The 25,031-nt window shown below is 63.9% G+C and carries 17 protein-coding genes; 9 read left to right on the plus strand and 8 right to left on the minus strand.

Features of this window, described 5'->3' with window-relative positions:
• Window positions 1-76: 76 nt before the first annotated feature.
• Window positions 77-1,405 (plus strand): cell envelope integrity protein CreD, encoded by a 1,329-nt coding sequence (gene creD, locus ACN6NG_RS01620; protein WP_474312836.1) that lies wholly within the window; start codon window positions 77-79, stop codon window positions 1,403-1,405.
• Window positions 1,406-1,553: 148 nt separating this feature from the next.
• Here creD and ACN6NG_RS01625 read toward each other — a convergent pair whose 3' ends face one another.
• From ACN6NG_RS01625 to aceE, 5 genes are all read right to left on the minus strand, one after another.
• Window positions 1,554-2,177 (minus strand): glutathione S-transferase, encoded by a 624-nt coding sequence (locus ACN6NG_RS01625; protein WP_474312837.1) that lies wholly within the window; start codon window positions 2,175-2,177, stop codon window positions 1,554-1,556.
• Between the two features lie 3 nt (window positions 2,178-2,180).
• Window positions 2,181-2,849 (minus strand): peptide-methionine (S)-S-oxide reductase MsrA, encoded by a 669-nt coding sequence (msrA, locus tag ACN6NG_RS01630; protein ID WP_016497642.1) that lies wholly within the window; start codon window positions 2,847-2,849, stop codon window positions 2,181-2,183.
• Window positions 2,850-3,017: 168 nt separating this feature from the next.
• A complete protein-coding gene (locus tag ACN6NG_RS01635) occupies window positions 3,018-5,705 on the minus strand; it encodes a putative bifunctional diguanylate cyclase/phosphodiesterase (protein WP_063425388.1) in 2,688 nt (895 codons plus the stop codon).
• Between the two features lie 361 nt (window positions 5,706-6,066).
• Window positions 6,067-7,704 (minus strand): dihydrolipoyllysine-residue acetyltransferase, encoded by a 1,638-nt coding sequence (aceF, locus tag ACN6NG_RS01640; RefSeq protein WP_016497644.1) that lies wholly within the window; start codon window positions 7,702-7,704, stop codon window positions 6,067-6,069.
• A gap of 13 nt (window positions 7,705-7,717) precedes the next feature.
• On the minus strand, window positions 7,718-10,363 hold the full coding sequence (gene aceE / locus ACN6NG_RS01645; RefSeq protein ID WP_016497645.1) for a pyruvate dehydrogenase (acetyl-transferring), homodimeric type: 2,646 nt from the start codon (window positions 10,361-10,363) through the stop codon (window positions 7,718-7,720).
• A gap of 383 nt (window positions 10,364-10,746) precedes the next feature.
• On the opposite strand from aceE, the gene glnE reads away from it, so the two are divergent.
• The 8 genes from glnE (at window position 10,747) to ACN6NG_RS01685 (ending at window position 20,864) form a co-directional block, all read left to right on the plus strand.
• Window positions 10,747-13,680: a bifunctional [glutamate--ammonia ligase]-adenylyl-L-tyrosine phosphorylase/[glutamate--ammonia-ligase] adenylyltransferase gene (gene glnE, locus ACN6NG_RS01650; protein ID WP_474312838.1), complete on the plus strand. Its 2,934-nt coding sequence runs from the start codon at window positions 10,747-10,749 to the stop codon at window positions 13,678-13,680.
• Between the two features lie 223 nt (window positions 13,681-13,903).
• On the plus strand, window positions 13,904-14,953 hold the full coding sequence (gene waaF, locus ACN6NG_RS01655) for a lipopolysaccharide heptosyltransferase II (RefSeq protein WP_474312839.1): 1,050 nt from the start codon (window positions 13,904-13,906) through the stop codon (window positions 14,951-14,953).
• Complete coding sequence (waaC, locus tag ACN6NG_RS01660) at window positions 14,954-16,012, plus strand: lipopolysaccharide heptosyltransferase I (protein ID WP_063425393.1); 1,059 nt, start codon at window positions 14,954-14,956, stop codon at window positions 16,010-16,012.
• Complete coding sequence (locus tag ACN6NG_RS01665) at window positions 16,012-17,136, plus strand: glycosyltransferase family 4 protein (protein ID WP_063425395.1); 1,125 nt, start codon at window positions 16,012-16,014, stop codon at window positions 17,134-17,136. The genes waaC and ACN6NG_RS01665 overlap by 1 nt, the downstream gene beginning before the upstream one ends.
• Entirely contained in the window at window positions 17,133-17,939 is an 807-nt protein-coding gene (rfaP, locus tag ACN6NG_RS01670; protein WP_474312840.1) for a lipopolysaccharide core heptose(I) kinase RfaP, read from the plus strand. Before ACN6NG_RS01665 ends, rfaP begins: the two co-directional genes overlap by 4 nt.
• Window positions 17,939-18,673: a lipopolysaccharide kinase InaA family protein gene (locus ACN6NG_RS01675; protein ID WP_016497651.1), complete on the plus strand. Its 735-nt coding sequence runs from the start codon at window positions 17,939-17,941 to the stop codon at window positions 18,671-18,673. Before rfaP ends, ACN6NG_RS01675 begins: the two co-directional genes overlap by 1 nt.
• Window positions 18,670-19,422 (plus strand): lipopolysaccharide kinase InaA family protein, encoded by a 753-nt coding sequence (locus ACN6NG_RS01680; RefSeq protein ID WP_049272914.1) that lies wholly within the window; start codon window positions 18,670-18,672, stop codon window positions 19,420-19,422. The genes ACN6NG_RS01675 and ACN6NG_RS01680 overlap by 4 nt, the downstream gene beginning before the upstream one ends.
• Window positions 19,422-20,864, plus strand: coding sequence for a lipopolysaccharide kinase InaA family protein (locus tag ACN6NG_RS01685; RefSeq protein ID WP_353456155.1), 1,443 nt, complete (start codon window positions 19,422-19,424; stop codon window positions 20,862-20,864). The genes ACN6NG_RS01680 and ACN6NG_RS01685 overlap by 1 nt, the downstream gene beginning before the upstream one ends.
• A gap of 18 nt (window positions 20,865-20,882) precedes the next feature.
• Here the strand turns inward: ACN6NG_RS01685 and ACN6NG_RS01690 are convergent, their stop codons facing one another.
• From ACN6NG_RS01690 to ACN6NG_RS01700, 3 genes are all read right to left on the minus strand, one after another.
• A complete protein-coding gene (locus ACN6NG_RS01690; RefSeq protein WP_353456154.1) occupies window positions 20,883-23,666 on the minus strand; it encodes a dermonecrotic toxin domain-containing protein in 2,784 nt (927 codons plus the stop codon).
• Between the two features lie 67 nt (window positions 23,667-23,733).
• Window positions 23,734-23,919, minus strand: coding sequence for a hypothetical protein (locus ACN6NG_RS01695; RefSeq protein WP_063425403.1), 186 nt, complete (start codon window positions 23,917-23,919; stop codon window positions 23,734-23,736).
• The gene (locus tag ACN6NG_RS01700) at window positions 23,916-25,028 is read right to left on the minus strand and encodes a PepSY-associated TM helix domain-containing protein (RefSeq protein WP_353456153.1); all 1,113 of its coding nucleotides are present in this window, start codon (window positions 25,026-25,028) and stop codon (window positions 23,916-23,918) included. Before ACN6NG_RS01700 ends, ACN6NG_RS01695 begins: the two co-directional genes overlap by 4 nt.
• Window positions 25,029-25,031 lie beyond the last annotated feature (3 nt).

The raw sequence follows: 25,031 nt of genomic DNA on the forward strand, positions 1-25,031 counted from the left end.
ACACGATCTCCACACAAGCTCCCCAAAGCCTCCACGCACGGCGCAGACACTTGCGCCCACTGCCACAGGAGGCCCCATGACCAAGACCCTCGGTTACAAACTCGGCATGATCGCCGTGCTCATATTGCTGCTGCTCATCCCGCTGCTGCTGATCAACGGCCTGATCGATGAGCGCCAGGCCCTGCGCGACAACGTGCTGCGCGACATCGCCCAAAGTGCCAGCTTCGACCAACAGCTCAGCGGCCCGCTGCTGGTGGTGCCGTACCGCAAGTACCAGCGCCGCTGGATCGAAAAGGACGGCGAGCGCACCCAGGAAACCAGCACCATTGCTGGCCACTTGTACTTCCTGCCGGACACCTTCGCCGCCGACCTGGGCGTGGACACCGAACTGCGTGCCCGCGGCATCTATCAGGCCCGGCTGTTCCACGCCAAGGGGCGTATCAGCGGCCGCTTCAAGCTCCCGGAGCGTTGGGGTATCGACAAGGACTTCGACGACTACCGCTTCGACAAACCCTTCCTGGTGGTGGGCATCAGCGATATCCGCGGCATCGAGAATGGCCTGGAACTGAGCATGGACGAACAGAAGGTGCCGTTCGAGGCCGGCACCCAGCTCGACTGGATGCGCGGTGGCGTGCATGCCAGCCTGCCGGGTTTGGACGGTATGCAGGCACGGGAATTCAGCTACGGCTTCGACCTTGCTTTGCAAGGCACCGGCCAGTTGCACATCGTGCCGGTGGGCCGCACCAGTAGCGTGGACATGCGTGCCAACTGGCCGCATCCGAGCTTTGTCGGTAACTACCTGCCCAACCGCCGCGACATCGATGCGCAAGGCTTCAGCGCCCACTGGCAGACGTCGTTCTTCGCCACCAACCTTGAAGATGCCCTGCGCCAATGCGCCACTGCCGGCCAGTGCGAAGACTTCAGCGAACGCAGCTTCGGCGTGAGCTTTGTCGACCCGGTGGACCAGTACCTGAAGAGTGAGCGGGCGATCAAGTACGCGTTGCTGTTCATCGCGCTGACCTTTGCCGGCTTCTTCCTGTTCGAAGTGTTGAAAAACCTGAGTGTGCACCCGGTGCAATACATCCTGGTGGGTGTGGCGCTGGCGTTCTTCTACTTGCTGCTGTTGTCGTTGTCCGAGCACATAGGCTTTGGCCTGGCTTACGTGCTGTCGGCTTCGGCGTGTGTGCTGCTGATCGGCTTCTACCTCAGCCATGTGTTGCGCAGCCTGGGACGAGGGGTGGGGTTTGCGGCGGGGTTGGCGGCGCTGTATGCGCTGCTGTATGGGCTGCTGAGTGCCGAGGACTATGCGCTGCTGATGGGGTCGCTGCTGTGCTTTGGCTTGCTGGGGGTGTTCATGGTGCTGACCCGACGGCTGGACTGGGCGCGGGTGGGGAGGTCGGCATGAGGGAGGACAAAGAAATCGGGCGGTGGTTGGCCTACAGGATTGGGCTGTTGTTTCCTGTGGCAGCCAAGTGAGGAATTCGCAGCACAAGGCTGCTCCTACAGGCGGTCGCATCCCCTGTAGGAGCAGCCTTGTGCTGCGAATGTCCCTGTCAGGCTGTCGGTGCTGTGGCGACCATCGACGGCCGCTTGGCCACCTCGGCATACCATGCCGCCAAACCAGGCTGGCGATCACGCCAACCAAACTCCGGCTGACGCAAATCCAGATACCCCAGCGCACAGGCCACGCCAATCGCCGCCAGGTCGAACCCGGACACCAGCTCGGGCAGGTGCTCCTGCTCCAGGTTGGCCAGGCTACGGCGGATCTTGTCGCCTTGCGCCTGCAGCCAGCCGTCCCAGCGTTTGTCTTCTGGCCGCAGGAAGCTCTCATAGCGCGACGATACTGCTGCATCCATGATCGCATCGGCCTGCGACACCAGCGTCAGGCGCCGCCAGCGCGCCGAGCCTTCGCGGGGCAGCAGTGGCAGGCCGACATGTTGCAGGTCGAGGTATTCGCAGATCACCCGGCTGTCATGCAGCACGGTGCCGTCGTCCAGGCGCAGGGCCGGGATCTTGCCGATCGGGTTGTCGTGGTTGAGCTGCGGGTCGCCGCTGACCGGGCTGATGTTGACCGGTTGCAGCGTCACGCGCTCAAGCTGGGCGGTCTCGTGCAGCACCACCATGACCTTGCGCACGAAAGGCGATAATGGCGAGTGGAACAGGGTCATCGTGGCCATGGTTCAGTTGCCCTGCAGGCTGGGTGGCAGGCATACACCGGTGCCGCCGATGCCGCAGTAGCCTTGCGGGTTCTTGGCCAGGTACTGCTGGTGGTAGGCCTCGGCGAAGTATACGGTCGGTGCCTGGTCGATTTCGGTGGTGATCTCACCGAAGCCGGCCTTGTTCAGTTCCGCCTGGAAGGCGTCGCGGCTGGCCTTGGCCTGTTCCAGCTGTTCAGGGCTGGTGCAGTAGATGGCCGAGCGGTACTGGGTGCCGACATCGTTGCCTTGGCGCATGCCCTGGGTCGGGTTGTGCAGTTCCCAGAACATCGCCAGCAGCTCGCGGTAGCTGACCTTGTCTTTGTCGAACACCACCAGCACCACTTCGGTGTGGCCGGTCAGGCCCGAGCAGACTTCTTCATAGGTAGGGTGCGGGGTGAAACCGCCGGCGTAGCCGACCACGGTGCTCACCACACCTTCACGCTGCCAGAAGCGCCGCTCTGCGCCCCAGAAGCAACCCAGGCCGAAGATGGCGAAGTCGATGGCGCCTTCGAAGAAGGGGCCAAGCAGCGGGGTGCCTTCGAAGACGTAGTGGAACTCGGGCAGGCTCATTGGCGTTTCGCGGCCAGGCAGGGCCTGTTCCGCAGTTGGCAGGACGTTTTTGTTCACCAGGATTTCCGAACGCAGGACCATGGCCGTTCCTCTGTGTTTATTCAGTGGGATAGGTGTTGGGGCCATCGCCGGCAAGCCAGCTCCCACAGGGATATCACAGGTCTGGAAACCTGTGCGGTCCCTGTGGGAGCTGGCTTGCCGGCGATAGGGCCCGAATAGGTTCTATAGTGCCCGAGGATTACGCTGCTGTCAGGCCACTGGGCCGCGCGGATAACGCTTCAGCCGCTCGGCCAGCTCGCGCCCCGGAATCGGCCGGTCAAACAGGTAGCCCTGGCCCACGTCGCAACGGTGCCGACGCAGGAACGCCAGCTGCTCCGGCGTCTCGATACCCTCGGCCACCACCTTCAGCTTGAGGTTATGGGCCATGGCCACCACCGCCGAGGTGATTTCCATGTCGTCCTGGTTATCCGGGATTTCGTTGATGAAGCTGCGGTCGATCTTGAGGATGTCGATCGGAAACTTCTTCAGGTAGCTCAGCGACGAATAGCCGGTGCCGAAGTCGTCCATGGCCAGGGTCAGGCCCAGGGCCTTCAGTTCGTCCAGCTGGCGGTGGGTGTCTTCGCTGGCTTCCAGCAGCAGGCCTTCGGTCAGCTCCAGCTCAAGCAAGTGCGGGGGCAGGGCTTCTTCGTTGAGGATGGTGCTGATGGACGCCACCAGGTCCGGGTCGGAGAACTGCTTGGGCGAGAGGTTGATGGCCACGTGCAGGTTGCCCAGCCCGGCCTCGCGCAGTTGCTTGCTCATGCGGCACGACTGGCGTACCACCCACTTGCCGATGGGGATGATCAGGCCGGTTTCTTCTGCCACGCTGATGAACTGGTCCGGGCGGATCATGCCACGCTCGGGGTGGTTCCAGCGCAGCAATGCCTCCAGCCCCAGCAGGCGGCCGCTGCGCAGGCAGATCTTGGGCTGGTAGAACACCTCCAGCTCGTTCTGGGTCAGGGCGCGGCGCAGGTTGTTCTCGACGAACAGCTTGTAGCTGGCCTCGGCGTTCAGCACCTCGGTAAACACCTGTACCTGGTGCTTGCCGTTGGCCTTGGCCTTGTGCAGGGCAAGGCCGGCGTTTTTCATCAGGCTGGCGGGGTCGACACCGTGCAGCGGTGCACAAGCCAGGCCTACCGAGGCGGTGACGTTGATCAGCTGGTTGTCGACGAACATCGGCTTGTCGAGTGTGCTCAGCAACTGCAGCGCAACGCTCTGGCCATCTTCCAGGCTGGTGTCATCGAGCAGTACGGCGAACTCGTTACTGGCAAAGCGCGCCAGGATGCCACCGCTGTGCAGGCTGTTGCGCAGGCGCCGGGCCAGGCTGATCAGCAGCTTGTCGCCGGTCTGGTGGCCGAGGCTGTCGTTGATGCGCTTGAAGTTGTCGATGTCTACCAGCAGCAGGCACATCGCGCTTTCGCCATCGCGGACGAAGCGCTCGTCCAGGCTGCGGATGAACGCCGGGCGGTTGCCCAGGTTGGTCAGGTTGTCGGTGTAGGCCAGGCGCTCGATGCGCTGCTGGGCCAGCTTGGTCTGGGTGACGTCTTCGTAGATGCCGATGTAATGGGTCAGCTCACGGTTGTCGCCGTACACCTTGGAAATCGACAACTGGCCCCAGTAGGGCTCCAGGTTTTTACGCCGGCTCTTGAATTCGCCCTGCCAGCTATTGCCCATGGCCAGGCTGGAGGGCGAGTCGAACAGCAGTTCGCTCAGGTTTTCCAGTGCAGGCAGCTCGCCCAGCTGGCGGCCTTGCACTTCGTCGGTGCTGTACTGGGTGATGGCGGTGAAGCTTGGGTTGACGTACTCCACCCGGCCATCACGGTTGACCAGCAGGAAGGCGCTGGCGCTTTGCTCCACCGCACGCTGGAACAGGTGCAGTGCGCTGGCCGCCGCGCGCCGATTGTGGTTGGTGATGACCTGTGCGAACTGGTCGGCCAGCTCGCCGGCAAAGGCGATCTCGTCCGATTGCCAGGCCCGTGGCTGGCCACTCTGCTCCAGGCACAACACGCCGACCACCTGGCCATCGACGCGGATACTGGCATCGAGCATGGCCTTGTTTTCGGGGCGCAGGCTTTGCGTCAGGGCGCGGGTGCGCGGGTCGTGGCCGGCGTTGTGGGCGTCGATGGCGCGGCTGGCGTGCAGTGCTTCAAGGTAGTCGGGGAAGCGGCTGGCATCGATGGCTTCGGGCTGGCGATGCTCCTGCGCGTCGCGGTACCAGGCGGTGATCGGTTCCAGGCGCTGGTCGTCCAGGTGCCAGATGCTGGCGCTGTCGACCTTGTAAATTTCGCAGGCGCTCTGGGTGATCAGCTGGGCGGCTTCCAGCAGGGAGTTCTCGGCGCTGTAGCGCTGGCGCGCCAGGCGCAGGATCAGGTCCTGCTGGCCGCGTACCCGCTCCAGGTGTTCCAGTTGTTCCTGCTGGGCACGCTGGTTCAGTTGCAGGGCCAGTTGCAGGCGGTTGTTGCGCGACTCCAGGTCGCTGGCACTCTCGCCTGCGTCGTCGGGCTGGTCGTCGAGCACGCTCAGGTAGCCGCGCAACAGCTGGCGGTTGTGCTGCTTGTAGGCTTCACCGGTTTCCAGCAGGCGCAGCGAGGTGGTTGGCGTGTGCAGGGAGTAGCGCACGCGGTAGTAGCCGCGCTGGGCCAGTTGCAGCTGGATCTCGTCGTGCAGCCGGTAGCGGGCCTCGGGCTCCATCAGGCTGGCGTAGGGCGCGTCCACCAGGGCACACAGGTCGGCGGCGTGCAGGCCAAACTGGCGCTCGCAGGCCGGGTCAAGGTAGAGCATGGACCAGGTGGCTTCGTTGAGCCTTTCGAAACGCAGCATACCGAGCCGCGAGGGCACGGGTAACGGCGTGACGACCTCGGCCGCCACACGGCTGGCGGCATCGGGTTGGCTTTTCATCGAAGACTCGCTTGAACAGGGAGCGCGGCCTTGGAGCGGCGGCGGATTCGGCAAGGTTGCATCATGTCCCGAGGGCTGGCAAGCGGCCATGCTTGATGCTGTGGACAGGTTATCGGCTGACGTGGCCGATTCTGTAGTTTGGCTGGAGATTTTGGGGCCGCTTTGCGGCCCATCGCGACACAAGGCCGCTCCCACAGGGAACCGCGATCGCCTTGTAGGAGCGGCCTTGTGTCGCGATGGAGGGCGAAGCCCTCCCGGCTTTCTCCAGGCAAAAAAAGCCCCGCCAATTGGCGGGGTTGAGGTACGAGCGTGGCAGCTCGAAAAGGGTACTGCCCCTCGCAAGGAGGGGCAGCGGGCTGCCTTACAGCAGCATGGTGCGGATATCGCCCAGCACGTCGCCCAGGCGCTTGGTGAAGCGCGCGGCGGCAGCGCCGTTGATCACACGGTGATCGTAGGACAGCGACAGCGGCAGCATCAGCTTCGGCTGGAAGGCCTTGCCATCCCACACTGGCTGCATGGTCGCCTTCGAGACGCCCAGGATAGCCACTTCCGGCGCGTTGACGATCGGCGTGAAGCCGGTGCCGCCAATGTGACCGAGGCTGGAGATGGTGAAGCAGGCACCTTGCATGTCGTCGGCCGACAGCTTTTTGGTACGCGCCTTCTCGGCCAGTGCAGCGGCTTCGGCAGCCAGTTGCAGCAGGCTCTTCTGGTCGACGTTCTTGATCACAGGGACCAGCAGGCCGTCCGGGGTGTCCACGGCGAAGCCGATGTGCACGTACTTCTTGCGGATGATGGCCTTGCCGCTTGGCGCCAGCGAGCTGTTGAAGTCCGGCAGCTCCTTGAGCAGGAAGGCGCAGGCCTTGAGCAGCAGTGGCAGCACGGTCAGCTTCACGCCAGCTTTTTCGGCCACGGCCTTCTGCGCGACGCGGAAGGCTTCCAGCTCGGTGATGTCGGCGGAGTCGAACTGGGTCACGTGCGGCACGTTCAGCCAGCTGCGGTGCAGGTTGGCGGCACCGACCTGCATCAGGCGGGTCAGGGCCACTTCTTCCACTTCGCCGAACTTGCTGAAGTCCACCACCGGGATCGGCGGGATGCCAGCGCCACCGGTTGCACCGGCGGCGGCCGGGGCTTCCTTGGCCTTTTGCATCATCGCCTTGACGTAAACCTGCACGTCTTCCTTCAGGATACGGCCGTGCGGGCCGGTGGCAGCCACTGCGCCCAGCTCGACACCGAATTCACGGGCCAGCTGACGAACAGCCGGGCCTGCGTGAACCTTGGCATTGTTGCCAGCAGCCGGTGCGGTAGCAGCCGGTGCAGGGGCAGCAGCAGGGGCAGCAGCGGCAGGCGCGGCGGCCGGAGCAGCCTCAGCCTTGGCTGGCGCCGGCGCAGCAGCAGGTGCCGGTGCAGCAGCCGGTGCAGCGCCCGCGACTTTCAGCTTGAAGATCAGGTCGCCAGTGCCGACTTCGTCTTCCAGCTTGCACAGTACTTCTTCGACCACGCCGGCAGCCGGCGACGGGATTTCCATGGAGGCCTTGTCGGACTCCAGGGTAATCAGCGACTGGTCGGCTTCGACGGTGTCGCCGACCTTGACCAGCACTTCGATGATCTTGGCCTTGCCCGACGAGCCGATGTCCGGCACGTGGATGTCCTGCACGCTGGCAGCAGCCGGGGCTGCGGCAGGAGCAGGGGCGGCTTCGGCGGCAGGCGCTGGAGCAGCAGCCGGGGCAGCGGCCGCGGCCGGAGCCTCAGGCGCCGCAGCAGCGGCACCTTCGACTTCCAGCACCAGCAGCTCGTCGCCTTCTTTCAGGCGGTCGCCCAGCTTGACCTTGAGTTCCTTGACGATACCGGCCTTGGGGGCCGGGATCTCCATGGAGGCCTTGTCGGACTCCAGGGTCAGCAGGCTCTGGTCAGCCTCGATACGGTCACCGACCTTGACGAACAGCTCGATGATTTCACCTTCACCGCTGCCGATGTCAGGTACGCGAATGAGTTCGCTCACTTAAAAATACTCCTCAGCAGTCCAGTGGGTTGCGCTTGTCCGGGTCGATGCCGAACTTGACGATGGCGTCAGCCACAACCTTGGGTTCGATCTCGCCACGGTCAGCCAGGGCTTCCAGGGCAGCCAGTACCACGAAGTGGCGGTCAACTTCAAAGAAGTGACGCAGCTTCTTGCGGCTGTCGCTGCGACCGTAACCGTCGGTACCCAGGACTTTGAACTCTTTGCTCGGCACCCACTGGCGAATCTGCTCGGCGAACAGCTTCATGTAGTCGGTAGAGGCGATGACCGGGCCCTTGCGGCCGGCCAGGCATTCTTCGACGTAAGTCTGCTGTGGCTTCTGGCCAGGCTTCAGGCGGTTGGCACGCTCAACGGCCAGGCCGTCGCGGCGCAGTTCGTTGAAGCTGGTGACGCTCCATACGTCGGCACCGACGTTGAACTCTTCACGCAGGATCTTCGCGGCTTCGCGGACTTCGCGCAGGATGGTGCCGGAGCCCATCAGCTGTACGTGGTGCGCGGCTTCGCGGGTGTCTTCTTCCAGCAGGTACATGCCCTTGATGATGCCTTCCTCGACACCGGCCGGCATGGCTGGCTGCTGGTAGGATTCGTTCATCACGGTGATGTAGTAGAAGATGTCCTGTTGCTCTTCGGTCATCTTCTTCATGCCGTCCTGGATGATCACCGCCAGCTCGTAGCCGTAGGTTGGATCGTAGGTGCGGCAGTTCGGGATGGTACCCGCCATCATGTGGCTGTGACCGTCTTCGTGCTGCAGGCCTTCACCGTTCAGGGTGGTACGGCCGGCGGTACCGCCAATCAGGAAGCCACGGGTGCGGCTGTCGCCAGCGGCCCAGGCCAGGTCGCCAATGCGCTGGAAGCCGAACATCGAGTAGAAGATGTAGAACGGCAGCATCGGCTGGTTGTGGCAGCTGTACGAGGTACCGGCAGCGATGAACGACGACATGGCGCCGGCTTCGTTGATGCCTTCCTCGAGAATCTGGCCCTTCTTGTCTTCGCGGTAGAACATCACCTGGTCTTTATCGACTGGCTCGTAGAGCTGGCCGACGGACGAGTAGATGCCCAGCTGGCGGAACATGCCTTCCATACCGAAGGTACGGGCTTCGTCCGGGATGATCGGCACGATGCGCTGGCCGATTTCCTTGTCCTTGACCAGCTGCGCCAGAATACGCACGAAGGCCATGGTGGTGGAGATTTCGCGGTCGCCCGAGCCATCCAGGATCGCTTTCAGCGTTTCCAGGGATGGGGTCGGTACGCTGAAGCTCTTGGCACGGCGCTGTGGTACGAAGCCGCCCAGGGCAGCGCGACGCTCGGCCAGGTACTTGGCTTCGGCAGAACCTTCTTCCGGCTTGAAGAACGGCAGGTTCTCCAGGTCGGCATCCTTGACCGGGATGTCGAAGCGGTCACGGAAGTGACGCAGGCTGTCGACGTCGACCTTCTTGGTGTTGTGCGCGGTGTTCTTGGCTTCGCCAGCACCGGTGCCGTAACCCTTGATGGTCTTGGCCAGGATGACGGTCGGCTGCTCTTTGTGGTTCACAGCCTGGTGGTACGCCGCGTAGACCTTGTACGGGTCGTGGCCGCCACGGTTGAGCTTCCAGATCTCGTCGTCGGACAGGTCTTCGACCATGGCCTTGAGTTCTGGCGTGTTGAAGAAGTTTTCACGAACGTACGCGCCGTCTTTGGCTTTGTAGTTCTGGTACTCGCCGTCGATGACTTCGTCCATGCGGCGCTGCAGGGCACCGTTGGTGTCCTTGGCCAGCAGTGGGTCCCAGAAACGGCCCCAGACCACTTTGTTGACGTTCCAGCCACCGCCACGGAACACGCCTTCGAGTTCCTGGATGATCTTGCCGTTGCCGCGAACCGGGCCGTCGAGGCGCTGCAGGTTGCAGTTGATGACGAAGATCAGGTTGTCCAGCTTCTCGCGGCCGGCCAGGGCGATTGCGCCCAGGGATTCCGGCTCGTCGCACTCGCCGTCGCCCATGAAGCACCAGACCTTCTGCTTGCCGGCCGGGATGAAGCCACGGGCTTCCAGGTACTTCATGAAGCGTGCCTGGTAGATAGCCTGGATCGGGCCCAGACCCATCGATACGGTCGGGAACTGCCAGAAGTCAGGCATCAGCCATGGGTGCGGGTACGAAGACAGGCCGTTGCCGTCCACTTCCTGACGGAAGTTGTTCATCTGGTCTTCGTTGATGCGGCCTTCCATGAAGGCACGGGCGTAGACGCCTGGCGAAGCATGGCCCTGGAAGAAGATCAGGTCGCCGCCGTGTTCTTCGGTCGGCGCCTGGAAGAAGTAGTTGAAGCCGATGTCATACAGGGTGGCGCTGGAGGCGAAGCTGGAGATGTGTCCGCCCAGGTCCGAGTCTTTCAGGTTGGTGCGCATGACCATGGCCAAGGCGTTCCAACGCACCATCGAGCGAATGCGGCGTTCCATGAACAGGTCGCCAGGCATGCGTGCTTCGTGGGTGACAGGGATGGTGTTGCGGTATGGCGTGGTGATCGCATACGGCAGCTGGGAGCCACTGCGGGTGGCCAGCTCGCCCATACGGGTCATCAGGTAATGAGCGCGGTCTTCGCCTTCTTTGTCGAGGACCGACTCCAGGGCATCCAGCCATTCCTGGGTTTCGATTGGATCGAGGTCTTGCATGGCTTGCTCCAGGGCGGAAAGGCAACCAGAATCGATTGCCTGAAGTTGCGACTGGCCTTATGGGCAGACGTCGTGAATTCTTGGATTACCGGGGTGTCTTCCGGCGCCGTGTAGTTTTACTACATTTGCTTGCGCATTTCATGCTTTTACACGACATGGGTAGTAGTAAAACTACATTTCTGCGACGTTTGGTCGCACCTTGGCTTGTGAGGAAAAACGTTCATGGTGGTTGGCATTGTGACGCGAACGGGTGCTTCTTGATGTTTATTGCCAAGTTTTCGTTTTTTTCAGCTATTTCCAACTTTTGTACGACAGTCCAACCGTGGTCCGGCTTCCCCTTGGCCGCTTTTTCCCTTCTATTTCACGCCGATCAAGGATAGACCATGCGCCTGCCTTTGCCGTCCGATCTGCCCGCCACCCTCCAGCCATTGCTCGCCCGCAACCGGCAATTCCTCAGTGATGCAGTGGCCGCTCACGCCGACCTCGACCTGAATGCCTGGAGCCCGGTGCACCGGCAACAATTCGACCAGGTTGCCGCCGCCAGCGACTTTGTTCTGGGCCTGGCCCAGCGCGAGCCGGCCATGCTGTTCGAGCTGCTGGCCAGTGGCGAGCTGGAGCGGCGTTATGCGCCGGGTGAGCTGCGTGGGCAAATCGCTGCGGCCGCCCAGGCCGCGCAGAGCGACGACGAGCTGGCGCGCAACCTGCGCCGCGCGCGCAACCGCCAGCAATTGCGCATCATCTGGCGCGACATCACCCGCCAGGCAGAACTTGGCGAAACCTGCCGCGACCTGTCGGACCTGGCCGATGCCGCCATCGACGAAGCCTACCAATGGTTGTACCCGCGCCATTGCCAGCAGTTCGGCACGCCCATCGGCAACCGCAGCGGCCAGCCGCAGCACATGGTGGTGCTGGGCATGGGCAAGCTGGGGGCGGTGGAGCTGAACCTGTCGTCGGACATCGACCTGATCTTCGGCTTCCCCGAAGGTGGCGAAACCGAAGGGGTGAAGCGCTCCCTGGAAAACCAGGAGTTCTTCACCCGGCTTGGCCAGCGGCTGATCAAGGCGCTGGACCCGGTGACCGTCGATGGCTTCGTGTTCCGCGTCGACATGCGCCTGCGCCCTTATGGCTCGGCCGGCGCACTGGTGCTCAGCTTCAATGCCCTGGAGCAGTATTACCAGGACCAGGGCCGCGACTGGGAACGCTACGCCATGATCAAGGCGCGGGTGGTGGCGGGCGACCAGGCGGCCGGGGCGCAGTTGCAGGAGGTGCTGCGGCCGTTCGTGTACCGCCGTTACCTGGACTTTTCCGCGATCGAAGCGCTGCGCACCATGAAGCAGCTGATCCAGCAGGAAGTGCGGCGCAAGGGCATGGCCGACAACATCAAGCTGGGTGCAGGTGGCATCCGCGAGGTGGAGTTCATCGCCCAGGCCTTCCAGCTGATCCACGGCGGGCGCGACCTCAGCCTGCAGCAGCGGCCGTTGCTCAAGGTGCTGGCCACCCTCGAGGGCCAGGGTTACCTGCCGCCGGCGGTGGTCGCCGAGCTGCGCGAGGGCTATGAGTTTCTGCGTTATACCGAGCACGCCATCCAGGCCATCGCCGACCGCCAGACGCAAATGCTGCCGGAAGGTGAGACCGACCAGGCGCGGGTGGCCTATATGCTCGGCTTTGCCGACTGGCAGAGCTTCCACGACCAGCTGATGTACTGGCGTGGCCGTATCGACTGGCACTTCCGCCAGGTGATCGCCGACCCGGATGACGAAGACGGTGAGGGCGAACTGGTGGTGGGCGGCGAGTGGTCGCCGCTGTGGGAGCAGGCACAGGACGAGGAAGCCGCTGGCCGGCAGCTGGAAGAGGCCGGTTTCAAGCAGCCCGTAGAAGCCCTGCGGCGCCTGGCCGGGTTGCGCTCCAGCCCGCAGTTGCGCTCGATGCAGCGTATCGGCCGTGAACGCCTGGATGCCTTCATCCCGCGGCTGCTGGCCCAGGCGGTGGAACATGACAACCCCGACCTGGTGCTTGAGCGTGTGTTGCCGCTGGTCGAGGCCGTGGCGCGGCGGTCTGCCTACCTGGTGCTGCTGACCGAAAACCCGGGCGCCTTGCGCCGCCTGCTGACGTTGTGCGCCGCCAGCCCGTGGATTGCCGAACAAATTGCGCACTACCCGCTGCTGCTCGACGAATTGCTCAACGAAGGCCGCTTGTTCAGCCCGCCACTGGCCCCAGAGCTGGCCAGCGAGTTGCGCGAACGCCTGACGCGCATCCCCGAAGACGACCTGGAGCAGCAGATGGAAGCGCTGCGCCACTTCAAGCTGGCGCACAGCCTGCGCGTGGCGGCTTCGGAAATCAGCGGCAACCTGCCGCTGATGAAAGTCAGCGACTACCTGACCTGGCTGGCCGAAGCCATCCTCGACCAGGTGCTTGCCCTGGCCTGGCGCCAGACCGTGGCCCGCCACGGCCAGCCCAGGCGCAGCGACGGCAGCCTGTGCGACCCAGGGTTCATCATCATTGGTTACGGCAAGGTCGGCGGCCTGGAGCTGGGCCATGGCTCGGACCTGGACCTGGTGTTCATCCACGACGGCGACCCGCACGCAGAAACCGACGGCAGCAAGCCCATCGACAGTGCGCAGTTCTTCACCCGCCTGGGCCAGCGCATCATTCACTTGCTGACTACCCAGACCAACTCGGGCCAGCTGTACGACGTGGACATGCGCCTGCGCCCGTCCGGTGCCTCCGGCCTGCTGGTCAGTTCGCTGGGCGCATTCGAGCGCTACCAGCAGAACGAAGCCTGGACCTGGGAGCACCAGGCGCTGGTACGGGCCCGCGTGCTGGTGGGATGCAAGCAGGTGGGCGCGGCGTTCGAAGGCGTGCGCGCCAAGGTGCTGGGCCAGGCACGCGACCTGGAGAAACTGCGTACCGAAGTGAGTGAAATGCGCGCCAAGATGCGCGGCAACCTCGGTACCAAGGCCACGGCTGCCGGGACCGCGGCCAACGCCTTCGAGGCCGGTGTGCCGTTTGATATCAAGCAAGATGCCGGCGGTATCGTCGATATCGAATTTATGGTGCAATACGCCGCTTTGGCCTGGTCTCACGACCATCCGGCCATACTGCGATGGACCGATAATATCCGCATTCTGGAAGAGCTGGAGCAGGCGAACCTGATGCCGGCCAGTGACGCGGTGCTGTTGCGTGAAGTGTACAAGGCGTTCCGCTCGGCCTCGCACCGCCAGGCCTTGCAGAAGGAGGCCGGGGTGATCGATGCGACGCAGTTTGCCGATGAACGCCGCCAAGTGCGGCGGATCTGGGGTGAACTGGGGTTGACCTGAAGGCGCCGCAGGCCCTGTGGGAGCGGGTTTACCCGCGAAGCAGGCACCGCGGTGTCTGGCACGGGCTTCGCCCGTGTTCGCGGGTGAACCCGCTCCCACAGGGGCTGCGATCAGCCATGGATCTGCCTGAGTGGTACACTGTCCGCCACATAGCCTGAATATAAAGAGGGGAGGCCAGGCTGTACCGCAGCCTGTAGCCTCCCCGAGCGTTTCTGGACTAAGCATGAGAATACTGATCATTGGCCCCAGCTGGGTCGGCGACATGGTGATGGCGCAGACCTTGTTCCAGTGCCTGAAACAGCAGCACCCCGACTGCGTGATCGACGTGCTGGCACCCGAGTGGAGCCGGCCGATCCTGGAGCGTATGCCCGAGGTACGCCAAGCCTTGAGCTTCCCGCTCGGCCACGGCGCACTGGAGCTGGCTACGCGTCGGCGCATCGGCAAATCCCTGGCCGGCCAGTACGACCAGGCCATCCTGCTGCCCAACTCGCTGAAGTCGGCCTTGGTGCCGTTCTTCGCTGGCATCCCCAAGCGTACCGGCTGGCGCGGCGAAATGCGCTTCGGCCTGCTGAACGACGTGCGCAAGCTGGACAAGGCCCGCTACCCGCTGATGATCGAGCGCTTCATGGCCCTGGCCTACGCGCCCGGCGCCGAGCTACCGCAGCCGTACCCGCGCCCCAGCCTGCAGATCGAAGCGCAAAGCCGCGATGCTGCACTGGCCAAGTTCGGCCTGGAGCTGGACCGCCCGGTGCTGGCGCTGTGCCCTGGCGCCGAGTTCGGTGAGGCCAAGCGTTGGCCGGTCGAGCATTACGCTGCGGTGGCCGACGCGATGGTCCGCCAGGGCTGGCAGGTATGGCTGTTCGGCTCGAAGAACGACCACCCGGTCGGTGAGCAGATCCGCGACCGGCTGATCCCGGGTTTGCGTGAAGAATCGTCCAACCTCGCCGGTGAAACCTCGCTGGCCGAGGCCATCGACCTGATGTCCTGTGCCCATGCCGTGGTGTCCAACGACTCCGGCCTGATGCACGTGGCCGCCGCGCTGAACCGCCCGCTGGTGGCGGTGTACGGCTCGACGTCGCCCGGCTTCACCCCGCCGCTGGCCGACCAGGTAGAGGTGGTGCGTACCGGTATCGAGTGCAGCCCATGCTTCGACCGTACCTGCCGTTTCGGCCACTACAACTGCCTGCGCCTGCTGGAACCGGGCAAAGTCATCGCCGCCCTGCACAGCCTGAGCGGGCCGGACCTGATCGATACCGTGGCCGAGGTCGACTAAGTGCGGGTACTGATCATCAAGACCTCGTCGCTGGGTGATGTGATCCACACCCTGCCGGCGCTCACCGATGCCGCCCACGCCATCCCGGGCATTCGTTTCGACTGGGTGGTGGAGGAAGGCTTCGCCGAAATCCCCAGCTGGCACCCTGCGGTCGACCAGGTTATCCCGGTGGCCATTCGCCGCTGGCGCAAGAACCTTTGGCAAACCCTCAAGAGCGGCGAGTGGAAAGCGTTCAAGCAGCGTGTGCGCGAGCGCAAGTACGACCTGGTGATTGACGCCCAGGGCCTGGTCAAGTCGGCTTGGCTGACCCGCTACGTGAAGGCCCCGGTCGCCGGCCTGGACCGCTATTCGGCCCGTGAAGGCTTGGCCAGCCGCTTCTATGACCGGCGCCTGTCGGTTGCCACCGGCCAGCACGCGGTGGAGCGGGTGCGCCAGCTGTTCGCCATGGCCCTGGCCTACGACTTGCCAGAGGGCATTGGCGACTACGGGCTGGACCTGGAGCGCCTGCAATTGCCGCCCGCCGCGCCTTACGTGGTGTTCTTGCATGGCACCACCTGGGCGACCAAGCACTGGCCCGAAGCCTACTGGCGCGAGCTGGCCGAGCGCATGGGCCGGCGCAAGCTGGAAGTGCGCCTGCCTTGGGGCAACCCGGCCGAAAAGGCGCGCGCCGAGCGCATTGCACAGGGCTTGAACAACTGCCAGGTGCTCCCCAAATTGAACCTTGCCGGCGTTGCGCGTGTATTGGCGGCGGCAAAAGCCTGTGTGGCGGTCGATACCGGCCTTGGCCACCTGGCAGCGGCACTCGATGTGCCGACCATTTCGCTGTTCGGCCCGACCAACCCGGGCCTGACCGGTGCCTACGGACGGACCCAGATTCACCAGGCCAGTGACTGGCCTTGCGCTCCCTGCCTGCAGAAGAAGTGCACCTATAAACCGAGCGCTGACGACCTGCGCCGGTTCGATCTGAAACGCGAGTGGCCGCTGTGCTTCACTCGCCTGAATCCCGAGCATGTGGCGGGCCGCTTGAGCGCGTTGCTGCTGGCTGAGGATGTCCGTTGATGCAACTGGCTTTCGTGCTTTACAAATATTTCCCCTTCGGCGGGCTGCAGCGCGATTTCATGCGCATTGCCCTGGAATGCCAGAAGCGGGGCCACCAGATCCGTGTGTACACGCTGATCTGGGAAGGTGACATTCCGCCGGGCTTCGAAGTGCTGGTGGCGCCGGTGAAGGCCATTTTCAACCACCGTCGCAACGAGAAGCTCAGCGCCTGGATGGCCGCCGACCTGGCCAAGCGCCCGGTCGACCGCCTGATCGGCTTCAACAAGATGCCGGGGCTGGACGTGTACTACGCCGCCGACGGCTGCTTCGAAGACAAGGCGCAGACCCTGCGTGGCGGCCTGTACCGCCGCTGGGGCCGCTACCGGCACTTTGCCGAGTACGAGCGTGCGGTGTTCGCCAAGGACGCCCACACCGAAGTGCTGATGATTTCCGAGGTGCAGCAGCCGCTGTTCATCAAGCACTACGGCACCCCGGTGGAGCGCTTCCACCTGCTGCCGCCGGGCATTTCCCAGGATCGCCGTGCGCCGGCCAACGCTGCCGAGATCCGCGCCGATTTCCGCAAGGAATTCAACCTGGGCGATGACGACCTGTTGCTGGTACAGATTGGCTCGGGCTTCAAGACCAAAGGTGTGGACCGCAGCCTCAAGGCGCTGGCCGCGCTGCCATCGGCCCTGCGCAAACGCACGAAGCTGATGGTGATCGGCCAGGACGACCCCAAGGTGTTCCAGCTGCAAAGCGCCACCCTGGGGCTGGGCGACCAGGTGCAGTTCCTCAAGGGCCGCAGCGACATCCCGCGCTTCCTGCTGGGTGCCGACCTGCTGATTCACCCGGCGTACAACGAGAACACCGGCACCGTACTGCTTGAAGCGCTGGTGGCCGGCCTGCCGGTACTGGTGTCCAAAGTGTGCGGTTACGCCCACTACATTGCCGAGGCCGATTGCGGCCTGGTGCTGGACGAACCGTTCGAACAGGACCAGCTCAACGGTTACCTGCAACGCATGCTCGAAGACCCGCAGGCCCGCGCCAGCTGGTCGCGCAACGGCCTGGCGTTTGCTGAAACCGCCGATCTGTACAGCATGCCGCAGCATGCTGCCGACGTGATCCTGGGGCAGAAAACCGTATGAAGCTGATACTGGCCGAACCATTCAAGCACCTGTGGGCCGGGCGTGATGCCTTCGATGCCGTAGAAGCGCTGCAAGGCGAGGTTTATCGCGAGCTGGAGGGGCGCCGCACGTTGCGTACCGTAGTGGCTGGCGAGGGCTTTTTCGTCAAGATCCACCGCGGCATCGGCTGGGGCGAGATCTTCAAGAACCTGTTCACCGCCAAGCTGCCGGTGCTGGGTGCCGGCCAGGAATGGCGGGCTATCCAGCGCCTGCACGAGGTGGGTGTGCCGACCATGACCGCAGTCGCCTATGGCGAGCGTGGCAGCAACCCGGCCACGCAGCACTCATTCATCATCACCGAAGAGCTGGCGCCGACCATCAGCCTGGAAGACTTCAGTATCGACTGGGTCAAGCAGCCGCCCGAGCCGCGCCTGAAGCGTGCGCTGATCACCGAAGTGGCGAAGATGACCGGCGGCATGCACCGCGCCGGGGTCAACCACCGCGACTGCTACATCTGCCACTTCTTGCTGCACACCGACCGCCCGGTGACGGCGGATGACTTCAGGCTGTCGGTGATCGACCTGCACCGCGCCCAGACCCGTGCAACCATCAGCCGCCGCTGGCGCGACAAGGACCTGGCCGCGCTGTACTTCTCGGCGCTGGACATCGGCCTGACCCAGCGCGACAAGCTGCGCTTTTTGCGGGGTTACTTCCAGCGCCCGCTGCGCCAAGTGCTGAAGGACGAAGCCCAGTTGCTCGCCTGGCTGGAGCGCAAGGCGCAGAAACTCTACGACCGCAAGCAACGCTACGGGGATGCGCTCTGATGGCGGGCTGGACACTGGCGCCGGGTTACGAACACCTGGCGACGGACTTCGGCAGCCTCGATGCGGTATTTGCCCTGCAAGGCGAACGCCTGACCCGCGACCCGCTCAGCGAGGTGGTGCGCATCGAGCGTGATGGGGTCAATTACTACGTCAAGCGCTACACCGGGGCCGGCAAGCACATGCGCCGCTATCTGGGCCGGCCGCGCATCAAGGCCGAATGGCAGAACCTCAAGCAATTCGCCAAGTGGGGCATCCCTACCGCGGAAGTGGTGGCCTGGGGGCTGGAGCGCAAGGGCCTGGCCTTTGGTCGCGGGGCAATGATCACCCGCGAGCTGCCGAACACCGAAGACCTGTCGGCACTCGCCGAGCGCAACGATGCGCGCCTGGCCGACCGCGCCTGGGTCGACCACCTCAGCCGTCAGCTGGCGCGCCATACCCGGGTCATGCACGAGCACCGCTTTGCTCACAATGACCTGAAGTGGCGCAACCTGCTGGTCGATGACCAGGGCACGCTATTCTTTATCGACTGCCCCACCGGCGACTTCTGGCGCGGGTTCATGTGGCGGCACCGGATGATCAAGGACCTGGCGTGCCTGGACAAAGTGGCCAAATACCACCTGTCGGCCACCCAGCGCCTGCGTTTCTATCTGCAATACCGTGGCCGCGACCGGCTGAATGAGCGTGACAAGAAGCGCATTCGCCAGGTGTTGGGCTTTTTCGAGGGAAGGGAATGACCGATTACCTGGCCAGCGCGGACCTCGCGCTGCTCAAACGCCATGGCCTGGACGACTTCGAGGCGCTGTGGGCCTTGCAACTTGAGGCAGTGGATGAACCCAACACCGGCCGTGGCGGCTGGAGCAGCGTGTTCCGCCTGGAACTCGAAGGCAAGGGCTATTACCTCAAGCGCCAGAGCGACTACCTGACCCGCACCCTGCACCGGCCGTTTGGCGAGCCCACCTTCGCTCGCGAATTCCGCAACATCAGCCGCTACCAGAAGCTGCACATTCCGGCCTTGCAGGCGGTGTTCTATGGCGAGCGCAAGCAGGGCGGCAAGCACCGGGCCATCCTGATGACCCGCGCGCTGGACGAGTGGGCCGACCTCGACAGCCTGCTGGCCCAGTGGCCACAGCTGGGCGATGCCGAACGCAATGGCATCCTCAAGGCGTGCGGCCAGCTGGCGCGCACCCTGCACAGCGCCGGCCAGGTGCATGGCTGCTTCTACCCCAAGCACATTTTCCTGCGCCAGCGCCGTGAAGGCTGGGACGCGCAACTGATCGACCTGGAAAAGACCCGGCCATTGCTGTTCGGCATGCGTGACCGCCTCAAGGACCTGGAGCCGCTGCTGCGCCGCGCGCCGGCCTGGAGCGAGGCCGATGTGCGCACAATGCTGGCGACCTACCTGGCGCAGCCGGCTGACAGCACGCTGGTCAACAACTGGTTGCAACGCCTGACGCAACGCCGTCGTGAAAAAGAGGCCCGCTGATGCGTTTGTCCGAACTGAAAGATGCCGGGCGCAGCCCGTCGTTGCCCCTGAGCATTACCCTGGCGGATGCCGCCGGCAGCGCCGACCTGCAACTGCTCAGCCTGCTGCGCGTGTTGCCGGGCCAGCGCTATGTTGGCGCCGGAGTGTGGCGCGGGACCCCGGTGCTGGCCAAGCTGCTGGTGGGCGGTAACGCCGCCCGGCATTTCCAGCGCGAACTGCAAGGTGTGAAGCTGCTGGCCGAGCAAGGCCTGACCACGCCAAAACTGTTGGCCGATGGCCTCAAGGAAGGCGAGGGCGGCTGGCTGCTGTTCGAATTCCTCGACGGCGCCGAAAGCCTGGCCGATGCCTGGGCGGCGGTGGAAAACCTGCCGGTGCTGGCTGACGAGCAACATCTGGTATTGGGTGAAGCGCTGACTGCTGTCGCGCACATGCACACCCAGGGCCTTTGGCAGGAAGACCTGCACCTGGACAACCTGCTGCGCCATGGCGGCAAGCTGTACCTGATCGACGGCGCCGGTATCAAGGCCGAAACGCCTGGCCAGCAACTGTCACGCCCGCGCGTGCTGGAAAACCTCGGGGTGTTCTTCGCCCAGCTGCCCAAGCGCCTGGAACCGTTTATCGAAGAGCTGTTGGTGCACTACCTGCTGGCCAACGCCGAGCATGCGTTGCCCCTGGAAGCCCTGCAAAAGCAGGTGGACAAGGTGCGCAGCTGGCGCCAGAAGGACTACCTGGACAAAGCGGGCCGCGAGTGCAGCCTGTTCAGCGTCCAGCGCAGCCTCTCGGGCTTGCAGGCGATCCGCCGCAGCGAAGTCGACGCCATGCAGCCGGTGCTGGAGCAGGCCGATGCGCTGATCGACAAGGGCCACCTGTACAAGACCGGTGGCGCGGCCAGCGTGGCGCGTGTCGAGGTGAACGGTCGCAAGCTGGTGCTCAAGCGCTACAACATCAAGAACACCGCGCACTGGTTCAAGCGCTTCTGGCGCCCGAGCCGGGCCTGGCATTCGTGGATTGAAGGCCACCGCCTGGAATTCCTCGGCATCGCCACGCCTCGCCCTCTCGCGGTGCTGGAACAGCGGGTGCTGGGCCTGCGTAGCCGTGCCTACCTGGTCACCGAGTATGTCGACGGCCCGGACCTGACGGCATGCTTCGCGCCCTACGTCGAAAGTGGCGATGCACCCGAGGAGCAAGTGGATGCCTTGGTCTATTTGATGCAGCAGCTGATTCGCGAGCGTATCAGCCACGGGGACTTCAAAGGCCATAACCTGTTCTGGCACAACGGCCAGTGGTCGCTGATCGACCTTGATGCCATGTGCCAGCACACCACCCAGCTCAGCTTCGCCCCGGCCTATGCCCGCGACCGGGCACGGCTGCTGCGCAACTGGCCGAGTGGCAGTGCCTTGCATCAGCGACTGGACCGGCTTTTGCCAAAACTGGTCGAGTAAGGCAGCCGGTTCGGGCTTTCATTGGGCTGGCGGTGGTTGGTCTGGCAGCGTCAGCCAGTCACTGCTGCGCCCTGCCTGGCGAACGCGTATCAGCCACTGGCCGCTTTCGTGACGCATCACCGCCCACGGCACCACCCCGGCGTTGTCGGGGCTAGCCATCTGCAAGTGGTAATGATTCGGCAGCAGGTGGCGGCGCACCGGCAACTGCCCGTTCTCGAGCCCCAGGTACAACTGGTCGTCAGCCTCGAAGAGCCCTTGTTCGATATTCAGTGGCAGGCCAGCCACAGGCACCTGCAGGTAGCAGTCTTGCAGTAACTGCTTAAGGTCGGGCAGCCCGTCGTGCCAGAGTACCGGTGAGTCGATGACCCACTGCCCGTCGGCCTTGCGCTTGAGCGGCTGCTGCAGGTAGGCGTCTGGCTGGCCAGGGTCGATGACCCGCCAGCGGTAGCCATCGAAGCTGACCTGATAATAGCGGTTGTCGTTGTCCTTGACGAAGTACAGCGATTGCCCGCCAAACACCGAGCTTTGCTCGTATACACCTTCACCGTAGATACCGTCTATGCGATAGCGCAGGCTGCTGCTGCCCGGTTGTACCTGTTGGCGTGCGGGCAGCGGCAGTGGCGGTTGTTTGGGGATCCCGCGCAGGGATCGGCGTAGCACTCTGGAACCCAGAAAACTGGTACCTGCGTCGTTGAGGTGGCTAAGCGCCTGATACGCATGCCGCATCACCCCTTCGACATCCTCTTGCTTGAAGGCCTCGGCGCCATCCAAGATATCGATTGCCATGCGGCCGATCGACAGCACCAGCAGCGCACGGTTCGGCAGCAGCAGGCTGATGAAGTCCAGTAAGCGCCAGCTCAGCGCCATGACCGATTCCACGTTCACTTCCCTGGTCGTCATGCTGTCGGCATCGGCCTGAGCGATCAGCGCCCGGGCTTCGGCCATGTAGTAAACGAAGAAAAGGTCGTCCTTGATCTCAGGTGTCGTCAAATGCGTGCTCATGCGCCCCTTGTCCAGCAGCCGCTGCACCGTGACGGCAGGTAGCAATGGCAGGCGTTGGGCTACGTATGCTCTTAATGCGGGCTGTTGGCGCAATGTGCGAAGCAGTTCGCGGGTTGTTCGGAAACGCCGCCAGGCCCTGCGGTCGGGGGCATCCGGGGTGTACAGCACACATGCAGGAGACTTGTAGGTGAGGCTGTTGAGCAGAAGCACCCCCTGCAGGGTATGGCCCATGATGTTCAGCTGCCGGACAGTGACCGGGTAGCCTGCTACCGGCGCACGCAAGGCATTGTGTGGTTGGTCCAGCACTGCGCGCACCCAGTTGTAGCCATGTTCGAAAGGGTCTTCGCCAAAGTGCCCTGCGTAGCGCGCCTTGACTGCTTCAGCGTGCATGCGTGCACGGTTGACCTTGCTGTGCGCAGTGAGGCGCCATTTGCCCGCTCTGGAACTGATGAGTTGGGTGCGCAGGTACTCTGCGTAACTGTCACCCACGTTCAGTTCCCGGACCATGTGCTTGACATACTGCGGCGTGAGCCCGGCGGGCATGGCTTTGCCATGGGCATGGATCACCCGGGCAGTAAGCCAGTAGTCGGTATCGAACCACGGCAAGTTCTTGAGGGCGATCTCTTCGAGGGTGTTGATTTCCTCGACCATTTCGACCATCTCGTCGCCCACGCGCCGCATGCCTGCATAGGTGACATAGGATGAGATGGCGAAGGGATGCATGACGGCGCCAGTGCGGCGGGCACGCACGACCACGATCTTGATATCGCGGGGATCTGCGGCGTACCCCAGGTCATGGCGCAGCCGCTCGCGAAGGCGTGCGTTGGCCCAGCCCAGCAGGCTATTGCGTTGCTGGAAGTCGTTGAAGCTCAGCACCCCCGGGGCGGCAGCCTGCTCGGCGATTGCCACCAGCTCTTGCATCGCCTGCATCATATGGCTCAGGCCTTGCGCAGATGTATTGCGCAGCCAGTTCGGCAGGTTCTTCTCAAGCAATCGGGAGTAACGTGTCTGCAGGATGGGTTTGGCGCCGACTTCGTGCCAGAGCTCCATGGCTTTATGTATTCGGGTGTGCTGGTGGGGTGAGCTGCTCCACAAGCCGGTGTCACTCAAGCGTTGGCGCTGGGCTTCTATCACACTGTCGATCTGGGCCTCCAGCAGGCTATCGGCGTACCAGTCATAGCGCAGGCGCTGTGACAGCCGCACGCGGTCCGCCTGCGCGTCAGTGTACAGATGCAGCAGCGGTTTGCTCTGGAGTGGGTCTTCCAGGCGTTCGCAAAGCTCCTGGTGCAGTGCGGCAAGGGACTCGAAGGCCTCAATGCCTTGTGAGAGGCTGCACAGCAACGCCATGCCTGCGGCATCCTCGGGTGTAAGCATAGGGCCCTCGGCGGTGCCGGCAACGATGATCAGTGTGCCTGGCAGGTAGCTTCGCCAGTTGGGCCGTAGGCCTTCCAGCAGAACGCGGTAGACCTGTGGCCTTTTGGCCAGGGGCATATGCCTGCGCTGGGAGGGTAGTGGCTGTTGCAGGCAGGCCCATAGTTGATCGGCTGAGCGGTAGCCCAAGGTCTCGTCGCCCAGGCGCAATTCAACCTCGGCCAGCATCAGCGCCTTGCGCAGTGCCAGCAGCTTTTGTCTTGGGGTTTCGCCTTGCTCATCGGCCGTGGTCCAGAAGCTGGCCACTTCGCCGTGCAACCAGGTGCGTGTGTCGGGGTTGATGGGGTGCTGAAGGGCAATCGTCGGAAGGCCGCCGAGCAGGTCACTGATCTGTCGGTCGATCTGTTCCAGTTGTTCGAGGGGGCGCATGGGGCGGGTCCTTGGTTGAGGAAAACCCCATGCTTGGCAATACCTGCGGTTGCGTGGCGGTAGCGGGCTAGCGCCCGCGACGCCAGAGCAGCCCGCGCAGGCTCAACAGGGCCGGCAGGCCCAGGCCGGCCCATGCCAGAACGTCCCAGCCACCGTCGCCAAGCAGTGCGGCGAACAGGCCCAGTAACCCAAGCATGGCAATCAACGCTGGCCAGGCGAAGAGGCGTGCAGTGGATTGCGACCTGTGGCTCATGCGCGCACCTCCCTGGGTTTGCGCTGCTTGCCCCACCACAGGTAGAGGCCGCTGCCGAGCACGATGATTGTCAGCACGTCCAGCAAAGCCCAGAGGATTTGCATCGGTCGCCCGCCGTAATCGCCAAAATGCAACGGCTGCGACAGGCCCATGGCATCCATGTACCAGGGACGGTCGCCTACGGCAGTCACAGCAAGGGTGCGAGCATCGATCAATACCGGCGTGAACAGGTGAGAACTCAGGTGTGTGGCACCGTTCATGAATACCGCATAGTGGTGCTCGCTGGAGAACCGCGTGCCTGGAAAAGCGATGAAGTCCGGGCGCATGCCGGGGGCGGCCTGTTCGGCAATTTCCAGCAGGCGAGTGGCTGGGGCGCGATCGACGAGCGGCGGCGCGTCGCGGTAGGGGGCAACCATCGCTGCCAGGCTGTCGTTACGCCAGGCCGCGATGACCAGGTCGGACAGGGCACTGATCACGCCCGTTACGCCCACGGTCAACGCCCAGGCCAGGGTAACTGCGCCGATCAGGTTGTGCAGGTCGAGCCAGCGCAGGCGGCGGGACTTTTCGTGGCGCACGGTGCCGAACGCCAGACGGCGCATGAACGGCGCATAGAGCACGGTGCCGGAGACAATCGCGACGATGAACAGCACGCCCATTAAGGCCAGTAGCAGCTTGCCGGGCAGGCCGGCGAACATGTCCACGTGCAGGCGCAGCATGATCATCATGAAGCCGCCATTGGCAGCCGGCATGGCCACTGCTTCGCCGGTGCGGGCGTCGAGCATGAAGGTGTGCGACAGGTTGGGGTCGGTGCCAGCGGTAGCGGCGGTGATGGCCACCACGCCGTTGGGTTCGTCCTCCTCATAGCCGAAGTACTGCACCACCTCGCCGGGACGGTGTTGCTCGGCTTTCAGTACAAGCTGCTGCAGGTCGAGGTGCGGGGTGCCAGCTGGCATTTCACGCAGTTCGGGGGCGTCGCCGAGCAGGTGTTCGAGTTCGTGGTGGAAGATCAGCGGCAGGCCGGTGAGTGCCAGCAGCAACAGGAACAGGGTACAGACCAGGCTGCTCCAGGTATGGATCACGGACCAGCGGCGGATGGTTGGGCTTTTCATCAC

The sequence above is a fragment of the Pseudomonas sp. TSO6 genome, assembly GCF_056098905.1.